The organism is Gallaecimonas mangrovi, from assembly GCF_003367375.1.
GTDB lineage: Bacteria > Pseudomonadota > Gammaproteobacteria > Enterobacterales > Gallaecimonadaceae > Gallaecimonas > Gallaecimonas mangrovi.
Window position 1 is genome coordinate 3577546 of sequence record NZ_CP031416.1, and the last position, 20229, is coordinate 3597774.

A 20229-nucleotide genomic window follows, 5' to 3' on the forward strand; every position below is an offset into this window, starting at 1 on the left:
GACTGCATTGTTCGCCAGTTAAGCAATGCCATGTGATCACTCGCAAATCACCAGCAATGAATGCCGCTATATCAAGCAATTGGCGCATTTGTCCTTTACCGGGCCTGCCGCAATGGCTAGGATTTTCCTGAATACTTTCAAAGAGCCTGACCCATGACGGACCTCGCCCTGGCACTTTCACTTATTGCCGCCATTTCTCTTGCCGCCCAGTGGTTGGCTTGGCGCCTTAAGTTACCGGCCATTTTATTCCTGCTCGCTGCAGGTTTGTTATTGGGACCCGGCATCCACAGCCTGAACCCTGACTTGCTGCTGGGGGAAACCTTGTTTCCTTTGGTGTCTATCGCTGTTGCCATCATTCTGTTTGAAGGCGCCTTAACCCTGCGGCTGCATGAGATCAGAGGCCTGGTCAATGTGGTACGCAACCTGGTCACTGTTGGCATGCTTATCACCTTTGCCATCTTGGCTACCGCTTGCCATTGGCTACTGGGCATCTCCTTGCAAGTCTCCTTGCTGTTTGGTGCGGTGATGGTGGTTACCGGCCCGACCGTGGTAGCACCGCTGCTCAGAACCATCAGGCCACGGGCAGAACTGGACAGGGTGCTACGCTGGGAAGGCATCATTATTGACCCCTTAGGGGCCATTTTTGCGGTACTGATGTTTGAGCTGGTGATCATTCAGTCCAGTCAACAGGTCGCGGTATTACACAGCCTTGGTATTCTCGGTAAAACCATCTTGCTGGGCGGTGCTTTAGGCCTGTTGGCAGGCATGGTCACGGCCTCGGCTCTTAAAAAGGGCTGGCTACCACTGTACCTGCGCAAAATTGGTGTGCTGGCAATAGTGCTGCTTTCTTATGCCATTTCCGAGCAGCTACAGCACGAGTCGGGGCTGCTAACGGTCACTATCATGGGCATGTACCTGGCCAACAAAAGTGACCTGGATATCGATGACATCATGGAGTTTAAGGAAGACTTGTCGGTCATCCTTATCTCAGCGCTCTTTATTCTGCTGGCGGCCAGGGTCAACCTGAACAATTTAGTGGCGCTGGGCTGGCCATTGGTGGCACTGCTGCTGGTGGTGCAGTTTGTTGCACGTCCGCTGTGTGTCATGGCATCAGCCTGGACCCGCAAGCTCAGCTGGCGCGATAAGGCCTTTTTATCCTGGATAGCGCCGCGCGGCATTGTGGCGGCAGCCGTGAGTTCGTTATTTGCCCTGCGCTTAGAACAAGCCGGTGTGGCCGATGCCAGCAAGCTGGTCTCGCTGTCTTTTGCGGTGATCATCTCCACTGTGGTGCTGCAAAGCCTAACGGCAGGCCCCATCGCCAAGCTTCTTGGCGTAGTACGTGACGCCCCAAAAGGGGTGCTTATTATCGGTGCCAACTCACTAGCACGGGCGGTGGCCCAGTCACTTAAAAAAATGGAGATCCAAGTACTGCTGGCCGACCCGGTATGGGAAAACTACCGTCTGGCCCGAATGGAAGGGCTGGATGTTTATTACGGTAACCCCCAGTCAGAACAAGCCGAAGCCGTACTGGATTTTTCATCCATTCGCCAGGTGTATGCCCTATCACCTAACCGCCACCAGAATGCCAATGCCATTACCCATTTCGCTTACCTGTTTGGTGCCGGTAAGGTGTTCTCTATTCGCTCTTCACAAGGTAAAGGCTTTGCCAACCAGGAAAGTGCCACCTTCAGGGCCAGGCAAATCCTCTTTTCCGAAGACTGCACCTTTGCCAAGCTCAATAGCTTGTTAATGCAAGGCTGGCAGGTTAAAAGCACCAAGCTCAAAGAAGCCTTTGACTGGGCGGCTTACCGGGAAAAACAAAAAGAAGCATTGCCGCTTTTTGTTATTGATAAAAAAGGCTTTTTAAACCCAATTATCAATGAAGATCAAAAAGCAGAAGTAGATGAGGTGATCATTTCACTGCTGCCGCCGCAGGAAAAGGAAACGCAAAACGCAGCATAAGAAAAGGCCCCAACCTGGGGCCTTTTCTTTATGTGTGTTGCAGCTGTAATTGCCGTTTTCGCCAATCCCTTATCACCGTAATCACTAAGAAAAGTACCAAAGCCCCCAAGGCATAAAACATCTGCCACCCAAGCACCAACAACGTCAGTAAACACAATAGCGCGCTAACAGCACCAACCCAGCGCCAAATACCATTAAGTAGCTTGCAGCCCGCCGCCATACTCAACAGATAAACCACCACAAAGTTACCATTGGCATAACAGATAAGCTCGCTGATAGACAAATGCTGCCACCACGCCAGCAAGGTACAAAGGCAACAAATAACAACCACCATCAATAACGCCCCGGCTGGCACGCCATGGCGATTGCGCCTCGCTAAAGTCGTGGGCAACTTGCCTTCGTCAGCCAAGCTCCACAGTAGTCGTGCAAAACCTTGTACGTAGATGTTGATAGAGGCAAAGCAGGCTAAATAACCAACAACAGCGGCTAACCATTTGGCCTTTTCCCCCATTAAAAGCGCAATAATATGGGGCATGGAACTGCCATTTGCTTGCTCGCTGCCAAAGGCCGAAAAGCGTAATACCGCAACAGAACAGGCCCAGTACACCAAGCCAGCCAACAGCACGCCAATCAATAACGCCAAGGGAAAATCGCGCCGCGGGTTTTTAAATTCCTCTCCCATGTGCGCAAAGGCTTCGATGCCTACAAAACACCAAAACATCACGGCTAAGGCGGCAGGAATATTGGCTAACGCCAGGTGCTGGCGTGGTAACAGGGGCTGCTCGGGTGAAGGTAAATCCCCTAACCACCAAAAGCTGGCCACGGTGGCAATAATGATGACTGCAATCAGGGTTTGCACCACACCAGAAGCGCGGGCAGGCCGCTGCCCAAGCAGCCACATTAGCCCCAAGGTGCCCAGCTGAATAGCCAGCACTTGGGCGTTAGAAAGGGCAAACAGCCCGTGCCAAAAACCGGAGGCAATATTCAGCGCTGCGGGCAAGCCAACGGGCATTACCGCTAGAAATAAAAAAGCTGTGGCCCTTTCCATTCTGGCACCAAAAGCGCGGCCAATCAGGTGTGGGGCACCACCGGCATGGGGGAAGTTCTTACCGAGTTGGGCAAAGGTAAAAGCAATGGGTAACACCAGCACAATGAGGATCAGCCAAGCCCACAACGACGCCTGGCCAGCAATAGAAGCCGCAACAGCAGGGACGATAAAAATACCGGTTCCCAACAGGGACGTTGTTAATAAACCTACGCCCTGCAAAAGGCTCAATTCCTTGTTTAATCGGCTCATGGTTTTCTATCTACAAGATGGGGTATAACGCTGATGGTTTATGGTAGTGTGCAAAGCCTGCAAAGACGCTAAGCAAAGCGTCGGCAATCACCTGCACATTGACGAAAAACGCCGGTACATTGCCGATATCCGCAACCGAGGACAAACGTGGATAAGTTCGACCAGCAAATACTCACGCTGCTACGAAAGGATGCGCGCCTGTCTGTGGCCGCCATTGCCCGCGAGGTAAATCTATCTCGCAGCGCCGTCAGCGACCGTATTCGACAGTTAGAAAGCTGCGGCGTTATCCAGGGCTACCATGCGCAAATTGCGGCACCTAGTCAGCCGGTGAAGGCCTTTCTCGAGCTCTTTTACGGTGAGAGCCGCTGTGAGCAGTATGCCGAACGGATGCGCGCCATACCCGAGATAAAGCGTTGTAGCGGCATTAGTGGTGAAACCGATATGTTGGTTTATATTGAGGCTGCCACAATGGAACGCTTAATTGAGATCCGCGCCATTATCGAGAACTACCCGAAAATGCAGCGGGTCAAAACACACGTAGTGATGAAGGAATGGAATTTCTAATCCACCATCATACCGGCAGCTAAAAGGTGTATTTGTAAGACAGACCCAAATGGCTTTCACTGCCATAAGAATTGTCGGTGCTGTAAGCCAAAAAATGACAGGATTGGCGCTCGTTAATACGCAGCCCTAAACCCGCCCCAAAGGCATGTCCAGAGTAATGGTTCGAGCCTTTCGCTGACCCTGCTGCCAAAATCAGTGTAAGTGCTGGGGTTATCGGTTTTAAGGCAAACATCCCCAAATAACCGCCGTTACTTTTTACCGGTAGTGTTACTAAGCCAATATCCAAGTTATTACTCAAGCCATGGCAAAAGCTGCTGCTTTGGGTATTTCCACGGCAAATAATTTCACCATTATTGTGGGAATAACCCGCCGCCGGAAAGATCTCTATGCCAAAGGGTTTAAAGCCGAAATAACTCAACGGAATAAAAGTGCCAACACTGTAGTGAGTTTGATGAGCCCCGCTCGTAAACTCGTTACGGCCAAAACTAAAGTTAACAATGCCCACCGGGAACAACCATGAACCGCCCAAGCGCCATTCACTGGCATCTTTATTAATACTGGCATTAATTTTCCGTGCCGCATCAAAAGCAAAAGACGCCGACAGATTAAAAGCATCGTCATAGCTGAGGCCGAGCTTGGTTTCGACCCGGGTAGGATCTTCGGCTAACTTTTCTTCCGCCGCTACCAAGCACGGTATTAAACACATTACACAAACTAATCGCCGCCACATTTTTCTATCCCTGAAAACTGCCTCTAATCAGTCTAGCTGTAGATCTCGCGGAAAATTTAAATCGCTTTTCATCGTCATGCTGTGCAAAACCAATAAAGACCGGCAATAGCTACCCCCGAAACGAAAGAACCCCAGCTGATAGGCTGGGGTTCTTGATGTAGTCGGAGGGTAGAGCGTGGCGCGTGACTGGCTTGCCACGCTACGCTCGTATGCTATTAAAGCGGCATCCCATGGCGACCAAATCGTCGGGAACGATTTTGCACATCGGCGCTTGGCCGTGAAGTGAGGGTGGGTCAAAGCCGAGCGTAGCCCAAATGCAAAAACCCCCGGCCTTTCGGTCGGGGGTTTTGCGTTTCATATTAGGTGCCTGGCAGTAGCCAGGGCCGCGCAGAGCGTGACCCGCTCGTTACGGGCCCAAGCAAAACCATTTGCTTGGGCTGTTAACCGCACTCGCCCTCCTCTCACCTCGGGAAGGACGCTGCCGGCGGCAGCGGCTTATCTGTTTCGCCATGTGCGAGCAGTGATTATCAGACAGCAGACAAACAAAAAGGCCCAGTCGTAAGACTGGGCCTTGGTGCTTATTAGGTGCCTGGCAGTGACCTACTCTCACATGGCGAATGCCACACTACCATCGGCGCAACTGCGTTTCACTTCTGAGTTCGGAATGGAGTCAGGTGGTTCCACAGCGCTATTGCCGCCAGGCGAATTCGTTTAAGTCCGCTCAATGAGCCAACTTATCAATTCGGATTAAAGCTGATGTAACACTTTTAAGAGGCCTCACCCTTACTTGGCGCCCCACAAAACCCTTTGGGTGTTGTATGGTTAAGCCGCACGGGCAATTAGTACTGGTTAGCTCAACGTATCACTACGCTTACACACCCAGCCTATCAACGTCCTGGTCTTGAACGACCCTTTAGGAGACTCGAAGTCTCAGGGATGACTCATCTCGAGGCTTGCTTCCCGCTTAGATGCTTTCAGCGGTTATCAATTCCGAACTTAGCTACCGGGCAGTGCCACTGGCGTGACAACCCGAACACCAGAGGTTCGTTCACTCCGGTCCTCTCGTACTAGGAGCAACCCCTCTCAATCATCCAACGCCCACGGCAGATAGGGACCGAACTGTCTCACGACGTTCTGAACCCAGCTCGCGTACCACTTTAAATGGCGAACAGCCATACCCTTGGGACCGACTTCAGCCCCAGGATGTGATGAGCCGACATCGAGGTGCCAAACACCGCCGTCGATATGAACTCTTGGGCGGTATCAGCCTGTTATCCCCGGAGTACCTTTTATCCGTTGAGCGATGGCCCTTCCATTCAGAACCACCGGATCACTATGACCTACTTTCGTACCTGCTCGACGTGTCTGTCTCGCAGTTAAGCTGGCTTATGCCATTGCACTAACCTCCTGATGTCCGACCAGGATTAGCCAACCTTCGTGCTCCTCCGTTACGCTTTAGGAGGAGACCGCCCCAGTCAAACTACCCACCAGACACTGTCCTTAATCCCGATAAGGGACCGAAGTTAGAACATCAAACATACAAGGGTGGTATTTCAAGGTTGGCTCCACACATACTGGCGTACGTGTTTCATAGCCTCCCACCTATCCTACACATGTAGGCTCAATGTTCAGTGTCAAGCTGTAGTAAAGGTTCACGGGGTCTTTCCGTCTAGCCGCGGGTACACTGCATCTTCACAGCGAGTTCAATTTCACTGAGTCTCGGATGGAGACAGCATGGCCATGGTTACACCATTCGTGCAGGTCGGAACTTACCCGACAAGGAATTTCGCTACCTTAGGACCGTTATAGTTACGGCCGCCGTTTACCGGGGCTTCGATCAAGAGCTTCACCTTACGGCTAACCCCATCAATTAACCTTCCGGCACCGGGCAGGTGTCACACCGTATACGTCCTCTTTCGAGTTTGCACAGTGCTGTGTTTTTGATAAACAGTCCCAGCCATCTGGTCACTGCGACTCTCAACTGCTTACGGAGCAAGTCCTTCACAATCAAGAGCGTACCTTCTCCCGAAGTTACGGTACTATTTTGCCTAGTTCCTTCACCCGAGTTCTCTCAAGCGCCTTAGTATTCTCTACCTGACCACCAGTGTTGGTTTGGGGTACGGTTCCTATGCAACTGAAGCTTAGAGGCTTTTCCTGGAAGCGTGGCATCAACAGCTTCGTGACCGTAGTCACTCGTCTCGTGTCTCGGAATTAGCAGCCCGGATTTACCTAAGCTACCTCCCTACGCACTTTCACATGGACAACCAACGCCATGCCTGCCTAGCCTTCTCCGTCCCCCATCGCATTGCATAGAAGTACAGAAATATTAATCTGTTTCCCATCGACTACGGCTTTCGCCCTCGCCTTAGGAGCCGACTCACCCTGCCCCGATTAACGTTGGACAGGAACCCTTGGTCTTCCGGCGTGGAGGTTTTTCACCCCCATTAACGTTACTCATGTCAGCATTCGCACTTCTGATACCTCCAGCATGCCTCCCGACACACCTTCAACGGCTTACAGAACGCTCCTCTACCGCTCACACATAGTGTGAACCCGTAGCTTCGGTGCATAGCTTAGCCCCGTTACATCTTCCGCGCAGACCGACTCGACTAGTGAGCTATTACGCTTTCTTTAAAGGGTGGCTGCTTCTAAGCCAACCTCCTAGCTGTCTAAGCCTTTCCACATCGTTTCCCACTTAGCTATGACTTGGGGACCTTAGCTGACGGTCTGGGTTGTTTCCCTTTTGACAACGGACGTTAGCACCCGCTGTCTGTCTCCCGGATAGTACTCTTGGGTATTCGGAGTTTGCATGGGTTTGGTAAGTCGGGATGACCCCTAGCCCAAACAGTGCTCTACCCCCAAGGTATTCGTCCGAGGCGCTACCTAAATAGCTTTCGAGGAGAACCAGCTATCTCCCGGTTTGATTGGCCTTTCACCCCTAATCACAGGTCATCCCCTACTTTTGCAACAGTAGTGGGTTCGGTCCTCCAGTACCTGTTACGGCACCTTCAACCTGCCCATGACTAGATCACCGGGTTTCGGGTCTATACCTTGCGACTGGACGCCCAGTTAAGACTCGGTTTCCCTACGGCTCCCCTATTCGGTTAACCTCGCCACAAAATATAAGTCGCTGACCCATTATACAAAAGGTACGCAGTCACACCCGAAGGTGCTCCTACTGCTTGTACGTACAGGGTTTCAGGTTCTATTTCACTCCCCTCGCCGGGGTTCTTTTCGCCTTTCCCTCACGGTACTGGTTCACTATCGGTCAGTTGGGAGTATTTAGCCTTGGAGGATGGTCCCCCATATTCAGTCAAGATACCACGTGTCCCGACCTACTCATCGTGTGCAACAATGCTTGCCATTTCATGTACGGGACTATCACCCTGTATCGCGGCACTTTCCAGAGCCTTCCACTATGACAAACACTGATAAACACACTGGGCTGTTTCCCGTTCGCTCGCCGCTACTGAGGAAATCTCAATTGATTTCTCTTCCTCGGGTACTTAGATGTTTCAGTTCTCCCGGTTCGCCTCGTTACCCTATGTATTCAGGTAACGATACTTGCTTATGCAAGTGGGTTTCCCCATTCGGAAATCATTGGCTCAAGCGGTTCTTATCACCTCACCAATGCTTATCGCAGATTAGCACGTCCTTCATCGCCTCCAACTGCCTAGGCATCCACCCTGTACGCTTAGTCACTTAACCATACAACCCCTAAGGGTTTCGCTTGCGCGAACCTTAATATCGACGTTAACGACATTAAGCTGTATGTGACTAACACCTGGTTTTTTCGCCGGACGCTCAAATAAAAAATGAGAGTCTCTTTAAATTTGCAGTGTTATATCAGCTTTCCGAATTGTTAAAGAGCAAAAAACCTACTCGAAAGTAGGTTTCCAAATAATCTGTGTGGACACTGCAACAGCTGGCAGTCTCTTTTAGTAAGGAGGTGATCCAGCCGCAGGTTCCCCTACGGCTACCTTGTTACGACTTCACCCCAGTCATGAACCACACCGTGGTAAACGCCCCCCGAAGGTTAAGCTATCTACTTCTGGTGCAGCCCACTCCCATGGTGTGACGGGCGGTGTGTACAAGGCCCGGGAACGTATTCACCGTGGCATTCTGATCCACGATTACTAGCGATTCCGACTTCACGGAGTCGAGTTGCAGACTCCGATCCGGACTACGACGCGCTTTTTGGGATCCGCTTACTATCGCTAGCTCGCCTCCCTCTGTACGCGCCATTGTAGCACGTGTGTAGCCCTACTCGTAAGGGCCATGATGACTTGACGTCGTCCCCACCTTCCTCCGGTTTATCACCGGCAGTCTCCTTTGAGTTCCCACCATTACGTGCTGGCAACAAAGGATAAGGGTTGCGCTCGTTGCGGGACTTAACCCAACATTTCACAACACGAGCTGACGACAGCCATGCAGCACCTGTCTCAGAGTTCCCGAAGGCACCAATGCATCTCTGCAAAGTTCTCTGGATGTCAAGAGTAGGTAAGGTTCTTCGCGTTGCATCGAATTAAACCACATGCTCCACCGCTTGTGCGGGCCCCCGTCAATTCATTTGAGTTTTAACCTTGCGGCCGTACTCCCCAGGCGGTCAACTTAACACGTTAGCTCCGGGATCCACGTTTCAAGAACACAAACCCCAAGTTGACATCGTTTACGGCGTGGACTACCAGGGTATCTAATCCTGTTTGCTCCCCACGCTTTCGCACCTGAGCGTCAGTCTTTGGCCAGGGGGTCGCCTTCGCCACTGATGTTCCTTCCGATCTCTACGCATTTCACCGCTACACCGGAAATTCCACCCCCTCTCCAAGACTCTAGCCTGCCAGTCTTAAATGCAATTCCCAGGTTAAGCCCGGGGCTTTCACATCTAACTTAACAAGCCGCCTGCGTGCGCTTTACGCCCAGTAATTCCGATTAACGCTTGCACCCTCCGTATTACCGCGGCTGCTGGCACGGAGTTAGCCGGTGCTTCTTCTGCGAGTAACGTCACAGCTGCAGCGTATTAAGCTACAACCTTTCCTCCTCGCTGAAAGTGCTTTACAACCCGAAGGCCTTCTTCACACACGCGGCATGGCTGGATCAGGGTTGCCCCCATTGTCCAATATTCCCCACTGCTGCCTCCCGTAGGAGTCTGGGCCGTGTCTCAGTCCCAGTGTGGCTGATCATCCTCTCAAACCAGCTAAGGATCGTCGCCTTGGTGAGCCGTTACCTCACCAACTAGCTAATCCTACGTAGGCGCATCTGATAGCAAGAGGCCCGAAGGTCCCCTCTTTGGTCCGTAGACATCATGCGGTATTAGCCATCGTTTCCAATGGTTATCCCCCACTATCAGGCAGCTCCCTACGTCTTACTCACCCGTCCGCCGCTCGTCATCTTCTAGCAAGCTAGAAATGTTACCGCTCGACTTGCATGTGTTAGGCCTGCCGCCAGCGTTCAATCTGAGCCATGATCAAACTCTTCAATTAAAAGTGTTTGATGCTCAATGAATTGCTGAAGTGTTGAACACTTCACAGTCATTGAGTAGTTCTCAATTTTTTGAGTCTACCCTTCTGCGAGTGCCCACACAGATTACTTGGATTATCTTGTTAAAGAGCGTCGTTCTTCCGAACGAGGAGGCGCATTCTACCGCCTTCCTATACCGTGTCAAGCCCTTTCGCTTCACACTAAACTTCGGTTTTTAAGGCTTTCGTCTTAATCTTCGAAGCGGGCCGCCATTCTACTCGCTTATCTTTATCGGTCAAGGCCTTTTTAAGCTCTGCTTTTCAGTCCTTCACCGCGCTTTCCCTTGGCGACGAGGCGGCATTATAGGGACCTAAACGCAGGCTGCAAGCGCTTTTTGATAAAAAAATCGAATACCGGCTTTCACACAAATCACCCACCGCTTAAACACAACTTATCCACAGAAAGCCGGTTAATACCGATGACTTAACTGCAAAGTTGTGCGAAAAACGCACACCAAAAGCAACAGGTGAATGGGTTCTTCATTGTGGTGGGGGTAGGTAAGCAATAAAGAGGGCTTTATCTACCTATATAAAGAGGCGGGTTGTCGCCGCCACAGCGGTGCTCTTTTGCAACCAATAGCCATGCTATAACCTAGCGACTTATAGATAACAGGCAGGAGCCAAGTTTGCAGCACCGGCATAAACCCCTAGCGAACATTAGAACGAAAACACTATGGCTATTTTGCTTGGTTCTGTTTGTGGTCTTTTTTTTGATGAGCTGGAGCAGCTATCACGTTGCCCAACATGCGATTAATCGCCAAATAGAAGAAAACTCACTACCGCTTACCAGTGATAATGTCTATTCACAGATCCAGCGCGACCTCGTTGAACCCACTTTTGTGGCGACATTAATGGCACACGACACCTTTGTTAGGGACTGGGCGCTCGAGAGCTCGCCAAAGCCCGCGCCAATGCAGCGCTACTTAGCGGAAATAGATAAGCGCTTTAACACCACCTTGTCTTTCTTTGCATTAGATAAGAACCGGCGCCTTTATCTACCCGACAACGCCGAGCACATTATTGATAACAACAGCCCGAAAAATGCCTGGTACAACCAAGTTAAAACCTTACCGGAAAATAAGCCTTACCAAGTGAAAGTGGGTACCGACCCAGAACACCCCGGTAAAATGGACATTTATATTGACCACAAGGTCTTTGACTATCAGCACCAGTTTATTGGCGTAACCGGCGTTGGCCTTTCCGTCACCCGGGTGAAAAAGCTGATAGAGGATTACCAACAGCGTTATCAACGTACCATCTACTTTGTTGACCGCAACGGTAAGGTGATTTTGCATGGTCAGCATTTTCGCGGTGCTGAAAGTCTGCAGAGCATCCCAGGCATGAGAAGCATCAGCACGCAGATCCTGTCAGCGCCTTCGGGGAGTTATCGCTTTTCAAGAAACGGTGAGAACATTTATATCAATGCCCGCTTAGTGCCTGAGTTCAACTGGTATCTGATTGTTGAACAGCAGGCTTCCCCTTCACAGCGCGCCGTGTTCAAAAGCTTCCTAACCAATGTCTTTATTGCTCTGGCAATAACCTTGGTCGTACTGACGGTGAGTTTGCTCACCCAAGGACGTTATCAGCGTAAATTGGCGGCGCAGGCATCGGTTGACCCGTTAACCTTGGCGCTAAATCGTCTCAGCGGAAAAGAACTTTACGGGTTGATGCAGGAAGAATGTCAGCGGCAGGCACAGCCGATGTCCATTCTGCTTATAGATATCGACTTTTTCAAAAACATCAATGACCAATACGGGCATGATGCTGGCGACACCGTATTAAAAGGCTTGGTCAATAAACTGAAGACTTATATCCGCGATTCTGATGCCATATGCCGCTGGGGCGGTGAAGAGTTTCTCGTGCTCCTAAGTGGCTGTGATAAAGACCAAGCTTATACCTTGGCCGAACGTATCCGCACTGGCCTACAAACGCAGTCTTTTTTGGTTGGCTCCCAACCACTGGCCATTACCGTTAGCGGCGGCACAACTCAGGTTAAAGCCAAAGAATCTTTGGAACAGGCCGTAGCTCGCGCCGACCAAGCGCTCTATACCGCTAAGAAAAATGGCCGTAATCAAATCATCATTACCGAATAAAAAAGCCCCAATACTCGGGCTTGGAATTTATCACTTGCCCGGCGGTAAACCTTCAAGCACGCAGTTAGGTTCACTCAGGCTATCGGCGGTAAAGGTGAGGGTGCATTTTTGCAAAAACGCATCAGCGCGGCGCAGGCTGATGTCTAGGGTGTAACTCAGGGTATTACCGTTAATAGCCGCATCGCGGCTCGCGTTATAAGAAACATCGCGGCGCAGATCAAAAGGGCTGTTATCCCGCGCCTTGTATACACACAGTTCTTTGGATACCAGGGTCTTGCCAGCTTTTTGCAGGCTGACCACCGGGCAGGGGCAATCAAACTCCGGGTCGAACTGCCGGTAGATAAAGGTGCTGTCGCCCACCTTGGCGCTCAGCGTGCTGGTGGCTTCCATGTCGTAGCCGTCTTGCTCGGCGGTATTGGCCTGGCAGCCGGCGGCCAGGCTGGCAGCAAAGAAAAAGGAAAGGAGCGCGCGTAAAAAGGGTGCCATTTACCTTTCCAAGGTAACCAAAAAAACCAGAAGACTCGGATGAGATTGATTGCACAGCAGGTATTTATCCACCCAACTTCTGCTCAACAATATTGGCTCCTTTTAACGTTCACCGAATAGTGAGCACCTTATTTTGGCAAATCTTCCACAGTGCAGTGCTGCTCGCCCAGTTTGTTTTCATCAAACGCCAAGGTGCATTTTAGTAAGAATGCCGTGGCTCCCTTCAGGCTGACATCCACGGTGAAGGCCAGCTTGTTTTTCTCGACCCTGGCATCGTCTATTTCGACAAAACTGATGTCGTTTCGAATATCAAAGCTGTTGCCGAATCGGTCCTGATAAGTGCAGAGATCCCGCTGGTCCAACACCTTTTTGCCGCGAGTCAGGCTGACCTTGGGGCAAGGGTAGTAAAGCTCGGCATTGTATTGCAGGTAGTGTAGGCGGCTCTTGCCTACCTCAACCTCAAAGGCGCGCTTGGGCTTAACAGTTTCACTTTCTTGTGCCTGGCAGCCAAGTACCGTTAGCATGATACTCACCGCCAGTGATGTGAAGAACAATCCTTGCTTCGTCATATTTACTTCTTCTTGGCTGTGTCGGAGGAGATATTAGCGGCATAATCAGAGCGACGTTTAAATCTGTCTGCAGGCACACTGCTCCAATTATCTTGATTTTGAATGGCAGTTTTAAACTTGCCAAACTCACTGTCGGCTACGTATTTCTGGATAAGGCGACGAGCTGCTGGCGTGTAGTCACCACGATAATGCAGGTCAACCATTAAATCTTGCACTACCTGAGGTACCTTACTCCAATCAATGGCGCCATAAGCCTCCACCGTATCTGCTTTACCACTAATTCTTTTTACGTCATCGAGATACTCTTGGTAAGTCTTTTTAAACAGTGCCAATTGCTGCGATGCAGTGATCTCAAAATCCAGCAGGTCATGTTGATAAACAAACTGTTCAGCGACCTTTCCCTTTTTCCCACCAGCGCCACCAATAACATTCGCCTTAGCAAGTTCAATACCCGCCGTGGTCAAATCACTGACAATGGATGCGGATGAACGGAATTTCATATCGTAACCCCGGCCAATGGTTAACCCGGAGCTGGCAGAGGGCACGTGAAATACCCGGCTGTGGTAGTAGCCGCCTTCGTTGCCTTCAGCGTCCCAGGTCAGAACGCCTTCGGTGGGCTTGGTGATGGCGGCTACGCTAAAGCCGGCCTTAAGGTAGGCGACCATCTGCTTGAAGGTGCCGGCATTGGCCGAGACCAGACTGTCGGGCTTGGCCATCTTGACCACTTTGCTTTGAAACACGGCGATAAGGGTCAGGCAGGCATCGTCAACCGTTTCATTCATTTCCAGCTCGGTTAAGGTGTTGCGCCGGGCGTAGGCATTTAGCAGTGATTTGATCATCAACACATCAAGGCCATTGTTTCTGCCCCGGGCACCCACCGAGCCTGACATAAAGAGCGCGATCATGGTTTTCCTCCCTGAAAACGTATTGGCATCAACTGCCATAGTGCCAGCTTCAAGCCAAGATGAACGCAACAACAGCACTGGTTAAAAAATGTACTTTGCCTATTGCTAAACCCTTTCAACCAGCATTGGCGGCATAAAAAAGCCCGGCTGCAGCCGGGCTTTAAATCGGTTAGAAAACCTTGCGCTATTAAAGCGGCTTAAGCACTTGGCTCAGGTAATCTTTGGTGCCTTTGATACGTTCCAAATGCGGGTATTTCAGGCCAGCGTGGTAATCAATTTTGATGGTTTCGTACTTATCAAAGCTCTTCACCAGCAATTCAATGGGCGCTTTGTTTTTGGTAGCAGCGGTCACAGCATCTTTCAGCGTGTCACCACTAAACTCGGTGCCATTCACGGCCACGATGGTCATGCTTGGCCCAAGGCCTGCGTTAAAGGCAGGGCTATCCCATACCACATCGCGCATGGTGCCTTTTTTACTGACACTAAAGCCCAAGGAGTAGGTAAAGTCAGTGGCTTTATAACGACCTTCAATCGCTTTAACCGCGTCAGAAGGTTTGTCGTTGTAAACCACTTTCCAGCCTTGGTCTTTCAAGGAATCAGACAGGTTAACGTGGCCTTTCAGACGCGCGTTCAGGAATTTGGCCCAGTCGTATTTCTCAATACCGTTCAGGGTATTCACAACATCGTCAAAACTGAAGGTGTTGATATTCCAGGCGCCCGGGTGCACACCGAAGAAGGCTTTGGCAAAGTTGTTGATAGACTTCTTGTCACCACTCAGCTTACGCAGTTTGGCATCAACCGCGTACCAAATCAGCTGGCCACCTTGATAGTAGTCTTCACTCATTTGGTAGTTGCGATACGCCAGCGGCGCACGTTGGGCAATGGTCGGATCGTTGGTGGTATCCCAGATGTTACGCCACTTCATGCCTGGGCGGCCTTTATCATAGGTAGCGCCTAGCAGCGCCAGCATATCCAAGGCTTGCTTTTTATCCCAAAGACCAGAACGCTCAGCAACCACGTAACCCCAGAACTGGGTTTGGCCTTCATAAACCCAGAGACCGTGGTCTCGTTTTACTTGGTTAAAGGTCGGTGTCCACAGTTTTTCAGGACGGCGATATTTACCATCCCAGGAGTGGTTAAATTCATGGGCCAGCAGGTCACGGCCCAACCAGGATTTGTCCCACTCGGTAAAGTAGTTCGGGCTAGCGCCGTCTTCGCTGGAGCGATGATGCTCAAGGCCGATACCACTCATTTTGTCACTCAGTGACAACAGGAAGTCATAGTGGTTGTAGTGGTGAGCGCCATACAGCTTATACATCTGCTGCACCAGTTGGCGGTGCGCTTTCAGTGCCTCAGGAGACACTTTCAAATCTTTAGCTTGGTCAGCAAAAACGTTCAGATGAACAGGGGTTTTGGCACCTGGGTCCAAATCGATACGTTTGTAATAAAGGCCAGCAAACATCGGTGAATCTACGAGGTTTTCATAGTCGATGGTTTTGAAGCTGTAAGTGCTGCCTTTATGTCCGTCTTCTTCCAGTGCGGTAGCAAAATGCCAGCCCTTGGGCAGCGTAACAGAAGGCTCAACCTTAATTTGGCGAGTGTAATGACCAGCGGGGTACATGGACACCGCGTTCCACTGTAGGTTCAGCATTTCCGGCGTCATCACAACCCGGCCCTGGTCGCGGTTTTGCGGAGACAAGAATTTAAAGCTGACCTTAATCTCGCTCACGCCCTCAGGAATATTGATATGAAAGGCATAAACATTACCGGCATCACGTTCCCAAGTTAGGGTTTTACCGTTACCGGTGATCTCGATACCAGCCACTTTATCAATAGGGCCAGTGGGGGAGTGATGACCAGGGATCCACTGCGGATAAAGCAGGGTAAAAGCACCTGGCTTGACCGGGATCGTTTCATGAACTTCAAAGATGCGGTGCGCCAGATCGGTGGCATCAACATTAACTTTCAGCGTGCCGGGATAGGCTTTATCAACAGGGGCAGGTACATCAGCCTGAGCCGCTGGCAAAGCCAGGCCCAACATGGCGCTCAGTACAGCAGCCGCTACAGCAGAATTTTTCACAGGAGACTCCCTCGTGGTTTATCGAGCGCCTTGGGCGCTACTTTACTTGGAATAGACAACAGACAGCATGTGAATCCCGCCGCAGGAAAAGTAAACAGCGTCTGCTTCTGATTCGGCTAGTTGCGACCATACACTGTTGCAGGCCATGACGGGCGGGCACTTTTAGCCTTCATCGTGGGCAAGTTGCGGTTTGTCGATAAGCCGTGACGACGCTCCACCAAGACCTGATCTCAGTCACAAAAAAACCGGCCAGAGCCGGTTCTTTTTATCGCCATGCTGCGAGCCTTAAACGGCTTTGGACAGTTGTGGGCGAACACCCAGGGTATGGCAAATCGCGTAACTTTGCTCGGCACGGTTCAGGGTATAAAAATGGAACTCTTTCACCCCTTCTTTGCGCAGCACCCGCACCTGGTCAATAGCTATAGAGGCCCCAAGCAAAGAACGGGTTGTGGGGTCGTTTTCCAGGCCGTCAAAACGTTGTGCTAACCAGCTCGGTACCGCCACATTGGTTAAATCAGCAAAGCGTTTAAGGGTTTCGAAGTTACTGACCGGCAAAATACCCGGCACTATTTCCACGTCGATACCGGCACTAACGCAGCGGTCGCGAAAGCGCAGATAGCTTTCCACATCAAAGAAAAACTGGGTAATAGCGCGGCTAGCACCCGCCTCTACTTTTTTCTTCAGGGCCAGCAAATCGGCTTGGCCACTTTTGGCTTCTGGGTGCACTTCCGGATAAGCGGCAACAGAAATATCAAAGTCGCCCTCTTCACGCAAAATGCGCACCAAGTCGGACGCGTAATAGTTGGTGTACTGGCGGCCAGGTTGCTTGTCACCACGCAGCGCAACAATGTGGCGAATACCGTTCGCCCAGTAATCCCGGGCAATTTGCCGCAGTTCGTCTTCCGGGGTGTCGATACAGGTCAAATGCGGCGCGGCGGTAAGGCCGGTGCGCTCGCGAATTTGCTTAATTACATTGTGGGTGCGTACCCGGCCTTCTTCGCTATGGCCGTAGGTAACCGACACAAAACGCGGCGCTAAAGGCGCTAAACGGTCTAGCGCTTCCCAAAGGGTTTGCTCGGCTTTGGCAGTGCCTGGGGGAAAGAACTCGAAGGACACTTGAATGTCGTTTTTGAGTTCGCCAACGCTCTGGTTTAACAATTCCAGATGCTGTGCGTGGGACAATGACATGGTGGCTCCTTCGATTGGCTATCGGCCATTTATATGTTTAGACGTCTAAACGGCCATATTAGCCATTTAGACGTCTAAAGCAAGCTCTTTTTGCAAAAAAACGCCAACAGCTGTGTGTTCAGTTATAAAGCACCTTAACAAAAACATGGTTATTTTTTCGACAACAAAGTCTGAATCGTTTTAGTCACAAGCCATGACCTTCCCTAATCGATTGATTATCTTGGGCCCTCTCAATCTGATTGAGCTTTTCCTTTTTTACCGGCCGCAGCGGCGGTAAAAAACGGCAATAGCACCCCTTAGGGACAGGGTGTTTGCTAAACGGCCTAATCTGGCCACCTCTTGCGCTTTTTATGCGCTCGCCCTGTCTGTTTTTTCGATGCTAATTGGGGAGGGATTCTCTAATGCAGGAAACAACACCTTCATCACAGCGCGACTGGCCGCTGTTTATCTTCGGGATCATCATGGCCCTTTGCGGCTTGGCACTGGCTGGCGGCGGTTTATGGCTCGCCGCCCTCGGTGGCTCTTGGTATTACTTGCTAGCCGGTGTCGCCATGCTCGTTAGCGGTGTTTTACTGGCCAAACGCCGCGCCTTGGGAGCCAGCATTTACGGCCTTGTGGTCCTTGCCACCATTGTTTGGACAGCCTGGGAGTCGGGCCTTGATTACTGGCGCTGGGTACCGCGACTCGATTTAATCATGGTGTTGGCCTTTGTGCTGGCAATGCTACTGCCAAGGCTAAATCCACCACTTACTCGCAAAATTTCATGGAGTTTGGCCGGTGTCAGCGGCGCGGTGATCATCGTCGCTTTTGCCCTGGCTTTTGTGCCTTATCATTTCACCCAGTACGCCAAGGTACCCGCCCCCGGCAGCGCCGATGATGCGGCTGTTATTAATGCCGGTGCCAACGCCCAGCCGGGAGACACACCAGCCCAGGGCGACTGGACAGCTTATGGCCGCAATAATGCGGCAGACCGCTTTTCACCGCTCACGCAAATTACCCCGAAAAACGTCAACCAGCTTACTCGCGCCTGGCAATATCGTACCGGCGACATTCCTAAAAAACGCTGGGGCGTGGAAAACACGCCGCTCAAAATCGGCAATCAGCTTTATGTTTGTACGCCCCATAACAATGTCATTTCCCTCAATGCAAATAGCGGTAAAGAGAACTGGCGCTTTGACCCTGGCGTTAAAGACAAAGACATTCCCTATACCGCCGCTTGTCGCGGGGTAACCTATTACGTAGCCAAGGCAAACAGCCAAGCCCTTTGCGCTACCCGCATTATCGAGGGCACCCTGGATGGGCGCATCATCGAAATTGACGCCCAAACCGGCCAGCGCTGCCAAGACTTTGGCGATAACGGCCAGGTGAATATCAAAGACGGCATGGGTAAGGCGTTGTCTGGTTATGTATCTATTACCGGCGTGCCGGTGGTGGTTGATGGCGTTGTTATCGCCGGCCATGAAGTGCTGGATGGCCAGCGGCGTTATGAGCCTTCCGGCGTTATAAAAGGGTTTGATGCCAAAACCGGTGAGCTGCGCTGGGCCTGGGACATGGTGCAGCCCGATATTCACACCCTGCCACCTGCCGGTAAAACCTATACCCGCGGCACCCCAAATATGTGGACTTCCGCCACCGGCGATAACCAGTTAGGCCTGGTGTACCTGCCGATGGGGAATTCCACCGTCGATTACTGGAGCAGCGCTCGGCGCAAGCAAGAAACGGTATTTTCGTCTTCACTGGTCGCCATTAACGTGCATACCGGTAAACCGGCTTGGCATTTTCAAACCGTCCATAAGGACGTCTGGGATTATGACTTGGGCTCGCAAGTCACCTTAGTGAACTTCCCCACCGACCATGGCAAGGTGCCAGCGGTGATTTTGCCCAGTAAACAAGGGGATATTTATGTCCTTGACCGCCGCACCGGTAAACCGCTAACCGAAATCAAAAACGAACCGGCGCCACAAGGCGGCGTTGAACCCGCCCAGCGCGCCAAAACCCAACCCCACTCGCTGTATCACACTCTGGCAAAACCGCGGCTCACCGCTCGTGACATGTGGGGGATCAGCCCCTTCGACCAATTGGCTTGTCGCATTCAATTTCAACAAGCGAACTACGACGGCATCTATACACCGCCGTCCAGTAACAAGCCCTTTATCGAATACCCCAGCTACAATGGCGGCTCCGACTGGGGCAGCTTAGCGGTAGACCCAAGGCGTGGCGTGATCATTGCCAACTACAACGACATGCCGATGTATGACCGCCTGGTGCCTCGGGAAGAGGTGAACAAACAAGGTTGGACAGCACGGGACGAAGGCGTTGATAAGGGCGGTGCGGAAGGCGCGGGCGACCCGCAAGAAGGCACCCCGTACGGCATTAATGTCAATGCTGGCTGGCGCCTGGCGGCCACCGGCCTGATTTGTAAAGAACCGCCTTACGGTGGCATTCAGGCCATTAGCCTTAAAACCGGCAAAACCCTTTGGGACAGACCCCTGGGTACCGCCCGTAATAATGGCCCCTTTGGCATCGCCTCACATCTGCCCATCAATATTGGTACGCCCAATAATGGTGGCGCTGTGGTCACCGCCAGCGGCCTTATCTTTATCGCTGCCGCCACCGATGACTTGATTAGAGCCATCGACATCAATACCGGCAAAACCGTCTGGCAAGACACTTTACCCGCCGGTGGCCAGGCCAACCCAATGATTTATGAGCAAAACGGCCGTGAATACTTGGTGATTGAAGCCGGCGGCCACCACTTTATGGAAACCACCCCAGGCGATTACGTTATTGCCTACGCCCTGCCCCGCCAACGCGGCGGCCAGGGCTAAAAGTAAAAACC

Annotated in this window: 11 protein-coding genes and 3 rRNA genes; 4 read left to right on the forward strand and 10 right to left on the reverse strand. The window is 51.5% G+C overall.

Annotated features, from left to right (window positions below):
* Positions 1-153: 153 nt before the first annotated feature.
* Entirely contained in the window at positions 154-1962 is a 1809-nt protein-coding gene (locus tag DW350_RS16975) for a cation:proton antiporter (protein ID WP_115720078.1), read from the forward strand.
* A 28-nt stretch (positions 1963-1990) separates the two neighbouring features.
* On the opposite strand, the gene yjeH is transcribed toward DW350_RS16975, so the two are convergent.
* On the reverse strand, positions 1991-3259 hold the full coding sequence (gene yjeH, locus DW350_RS16980; RefSeq protein WP_115720079.1) for an L-methionine/branched-chain amino acid transporter: 1269 nt from the start codon (positions 3257-3259) through the stop codon (positions 1991-1993).
* Positions 3260-3406: 147 nt separating this feature from the next.
* Here yjeH and DW350_RS16985 point away from each other — a divergent pair, with 147 nt between their 5' ends.
* Positions 3407-3823 (forward strand): Lrp/AsnC family transcriptional regulator, encoded by a 417-nt coding sequence (locus DW350_RS16985; protein ID WP_115720080.1) that lies wholly within the window; start codon positions 3407-3409, stop codon positions 3821-3823.
* A gap of 19 nt (positions 3824-3842) precedes the next feature.
* On the opposite strand, the gene DW350_RS16990 is transcribed toward DW350_RS16985, so the two are convergent.
* The 4 genes from DW350_RS16990 to DW350_RS17005 form a co-directional block, all read right to left on the reverse strand.
* On the reverse strand, positions 3843-4553 hold the full coding sequence (locus DW350_RS16990) for a hypothetical protein (RefSeq protein WP_152033004.1): 711 nt from the start codon (positions 4551-4553) through the stop codon (positions 3843-3845).
* A gap of 587 nt (positions 4554-5140) precedes the next feature.
* Positions 5141-5255: ribosomal RNA gene (rrf, locus tag DW350_RS16995) — 5S ribosomal RNA — on the reverse strand.
* A gap of 116 nt (positions 5256-5371) precedes the next feature.
* Positions 5372-8261 (reverse strand): 23S ribosomal RNA (locus DW350_RS17000).
* Positions 8262-8495: 234 nt separating this feature from the next.
* A 16S ribosomal RNA gene (locus tag DW350_RS17005) occupies positions 8496-10033 on the reverse strand.
* Together the 16S, 23S and 5S rRNA genes form the textbook arrangement of a ribosomal RNA operon.
* A 749-nt stretch (positions 10034-10782) precedes the next feature.
* Between DW350_RS17005 and DW350_RS17010 the strand changes: the two genes are divergently transcribed.
* Positions 10783-12162: a sensor domain-containing diguanylate cyclase gene (locus DW350_RS17010; protein WP_152033005.1), complete on the forward strand. Its 1380-nt coding sequence runs from the start codon at positions 10783-10785 to the stop codon at positions 12160-12162.
* A gap of 30 nt (positions 12163-12192) precedes the next feature.
* On the opposite strand, the gene DW350_RS17015 is transcribed toward DW350_RS17010, so the two are convergent.
* The 5 genes from DW350_RS17015 to metF form a co-directional block, all read right to left on the reverse strand.
* Positions 12193-12648 carry a hypothetical protein gene (locus DW350_RS17015; RefSeq protein ID WP_115720083.1) on the reverse strand — a complete coding sequence of 152 codons (456 nt, stop codon included), beginning with the start codon at positions 12646-12648 and terminating at the stop codon, positions 12193-12195.
* A 128-nt stretch (positions 12649-12776) separates the two neighbouring features.
* Positions 12777-13217 (reverse strand): hypothetical protein, encoded by a 441-nt coding sequence (locus DW350_RS17020; protein WP_152033006.1) that lies wholly within the window; start codon positions 13215-13217, stop codon positions 12777-12779.
* Between the two features lie 2 nt (positions 13218-13219).
* Positions 13220-14122, reverse strand: a complete 903-nt coding sequence (locus DW350_RS17025) for a DUF8812 domain-containing protein (protein WP_115720085.1) — start codon at positions 14120-14122, stop codon at positions 13220-13222.
* 187 nt (positions 14123-14309) lie between these two features.
* Complete coding sequence (locus DW350_RS17030) at positions 14310-16202, reverse strand: M61 family metallopeptidase (protein WP_115720086.1); 1893 nt, start codon at positions 16200-16202, stop codon at positions 14310-14312.
* Positions 16203-16487: 285 nt separating this feature from the next.
* On the reverse strand, positions 16488-17390 hold the full coding sequence (gene metF, locus DW350_RS17035; RefSeq protein WP_115720087.1) for a methylenetetrahydrofolate reductase: 903 nt from the start codon (positions 17388-17390) through the stop codon (positions 16488-16490).
* Between the two features lie 401 nt (positions 17391-17791).
* On the opposite strand from metF, the gene DW350_RS17040 reads away from it, so the two are divergent.
* On the forward strand, positions 17792-20218 hold the full coding sequence (locus tag DW350_RS17040; protein WP_115720088.1) for a membrane-bound PQQ-dependent dehydrogenase, glucose/quinate/shikimate family: 2427 nt from the start codon (positions 17792-17794) through the stop codon (positions 20216-20218).
* Positions 20219-20229 lie beyond the last annotated feature (11 nt).

What these genes read in the sequence shown, in the direction of transcription:
- DW350_RS16975 (WP_115720078.1), top strand. Translation starts at nt 154, where the DNA reads ATGACGGACCTCGCCCTGGCACTTTCACTTATTGCCGCCATTTCTCTT.
- yjeH (WP_115720079.1), bottom strand. Translation starts at nt 3,259, where the DNA reads ATGAGCCGATTAAACAAGGAATTGAGCCTTTTGCAGGGCGTAGGTTTA.
- DW350_RS16990 (WP_152033004.1), bottom strand. Translation starts at nt 4,553, where the DNA reads ATGTGGCGGCGATTAGTTTGTGTAATGTGTTTAATACCGTGCTTGGTA.
- DW350_RS17010 (WP_152033005.1), top strand. Translation starts at nt 10,783, where the DNA reads ATGAGCTGGAGCAGCTATCACGTTGCCCAACATGCGATTAATCGCCAA.
- DW350_RS17015 (WP_115720083.1), bottom strand. Translation starts at nt 12,648, where the DNA reads ATGGCACCCTTTTTACGCGCGCTCCTTTCCTTTTTCTTTGCTGCCAGC.
- DW350_RS17020 (WP_152033006.1), bottom strand. Translation starts at nt 13,217, where the DNA reads ATGACGAAGCAAGGATTGTTCTTCACATCACTGGCGGTGAGTATCATG.
- DW350_RS17025 (WP_115720085.1), bottom strand. Translation starts at nt 14,122, where the DNA reads ATGATCGCGCTCTTTATGTCAGGCTCGGTGGGTGCCCGGGGCAGAAAC.
- metF (WP_115720087.1), bottom strand. Translation starts at nt 17,390, where the DNA reads ATGTCATTGTCCCACGCACAGCATCTGGAATTGTTAAACCAGAGCGTT.
- DW350_RS17040 (WP_115720088.1), top strand. Translation starts at nt 17,792, where the DNA reads ATGCAGGAAACAACACCTTCATCACAGCGCGACTGGCCGCTGTTTATC.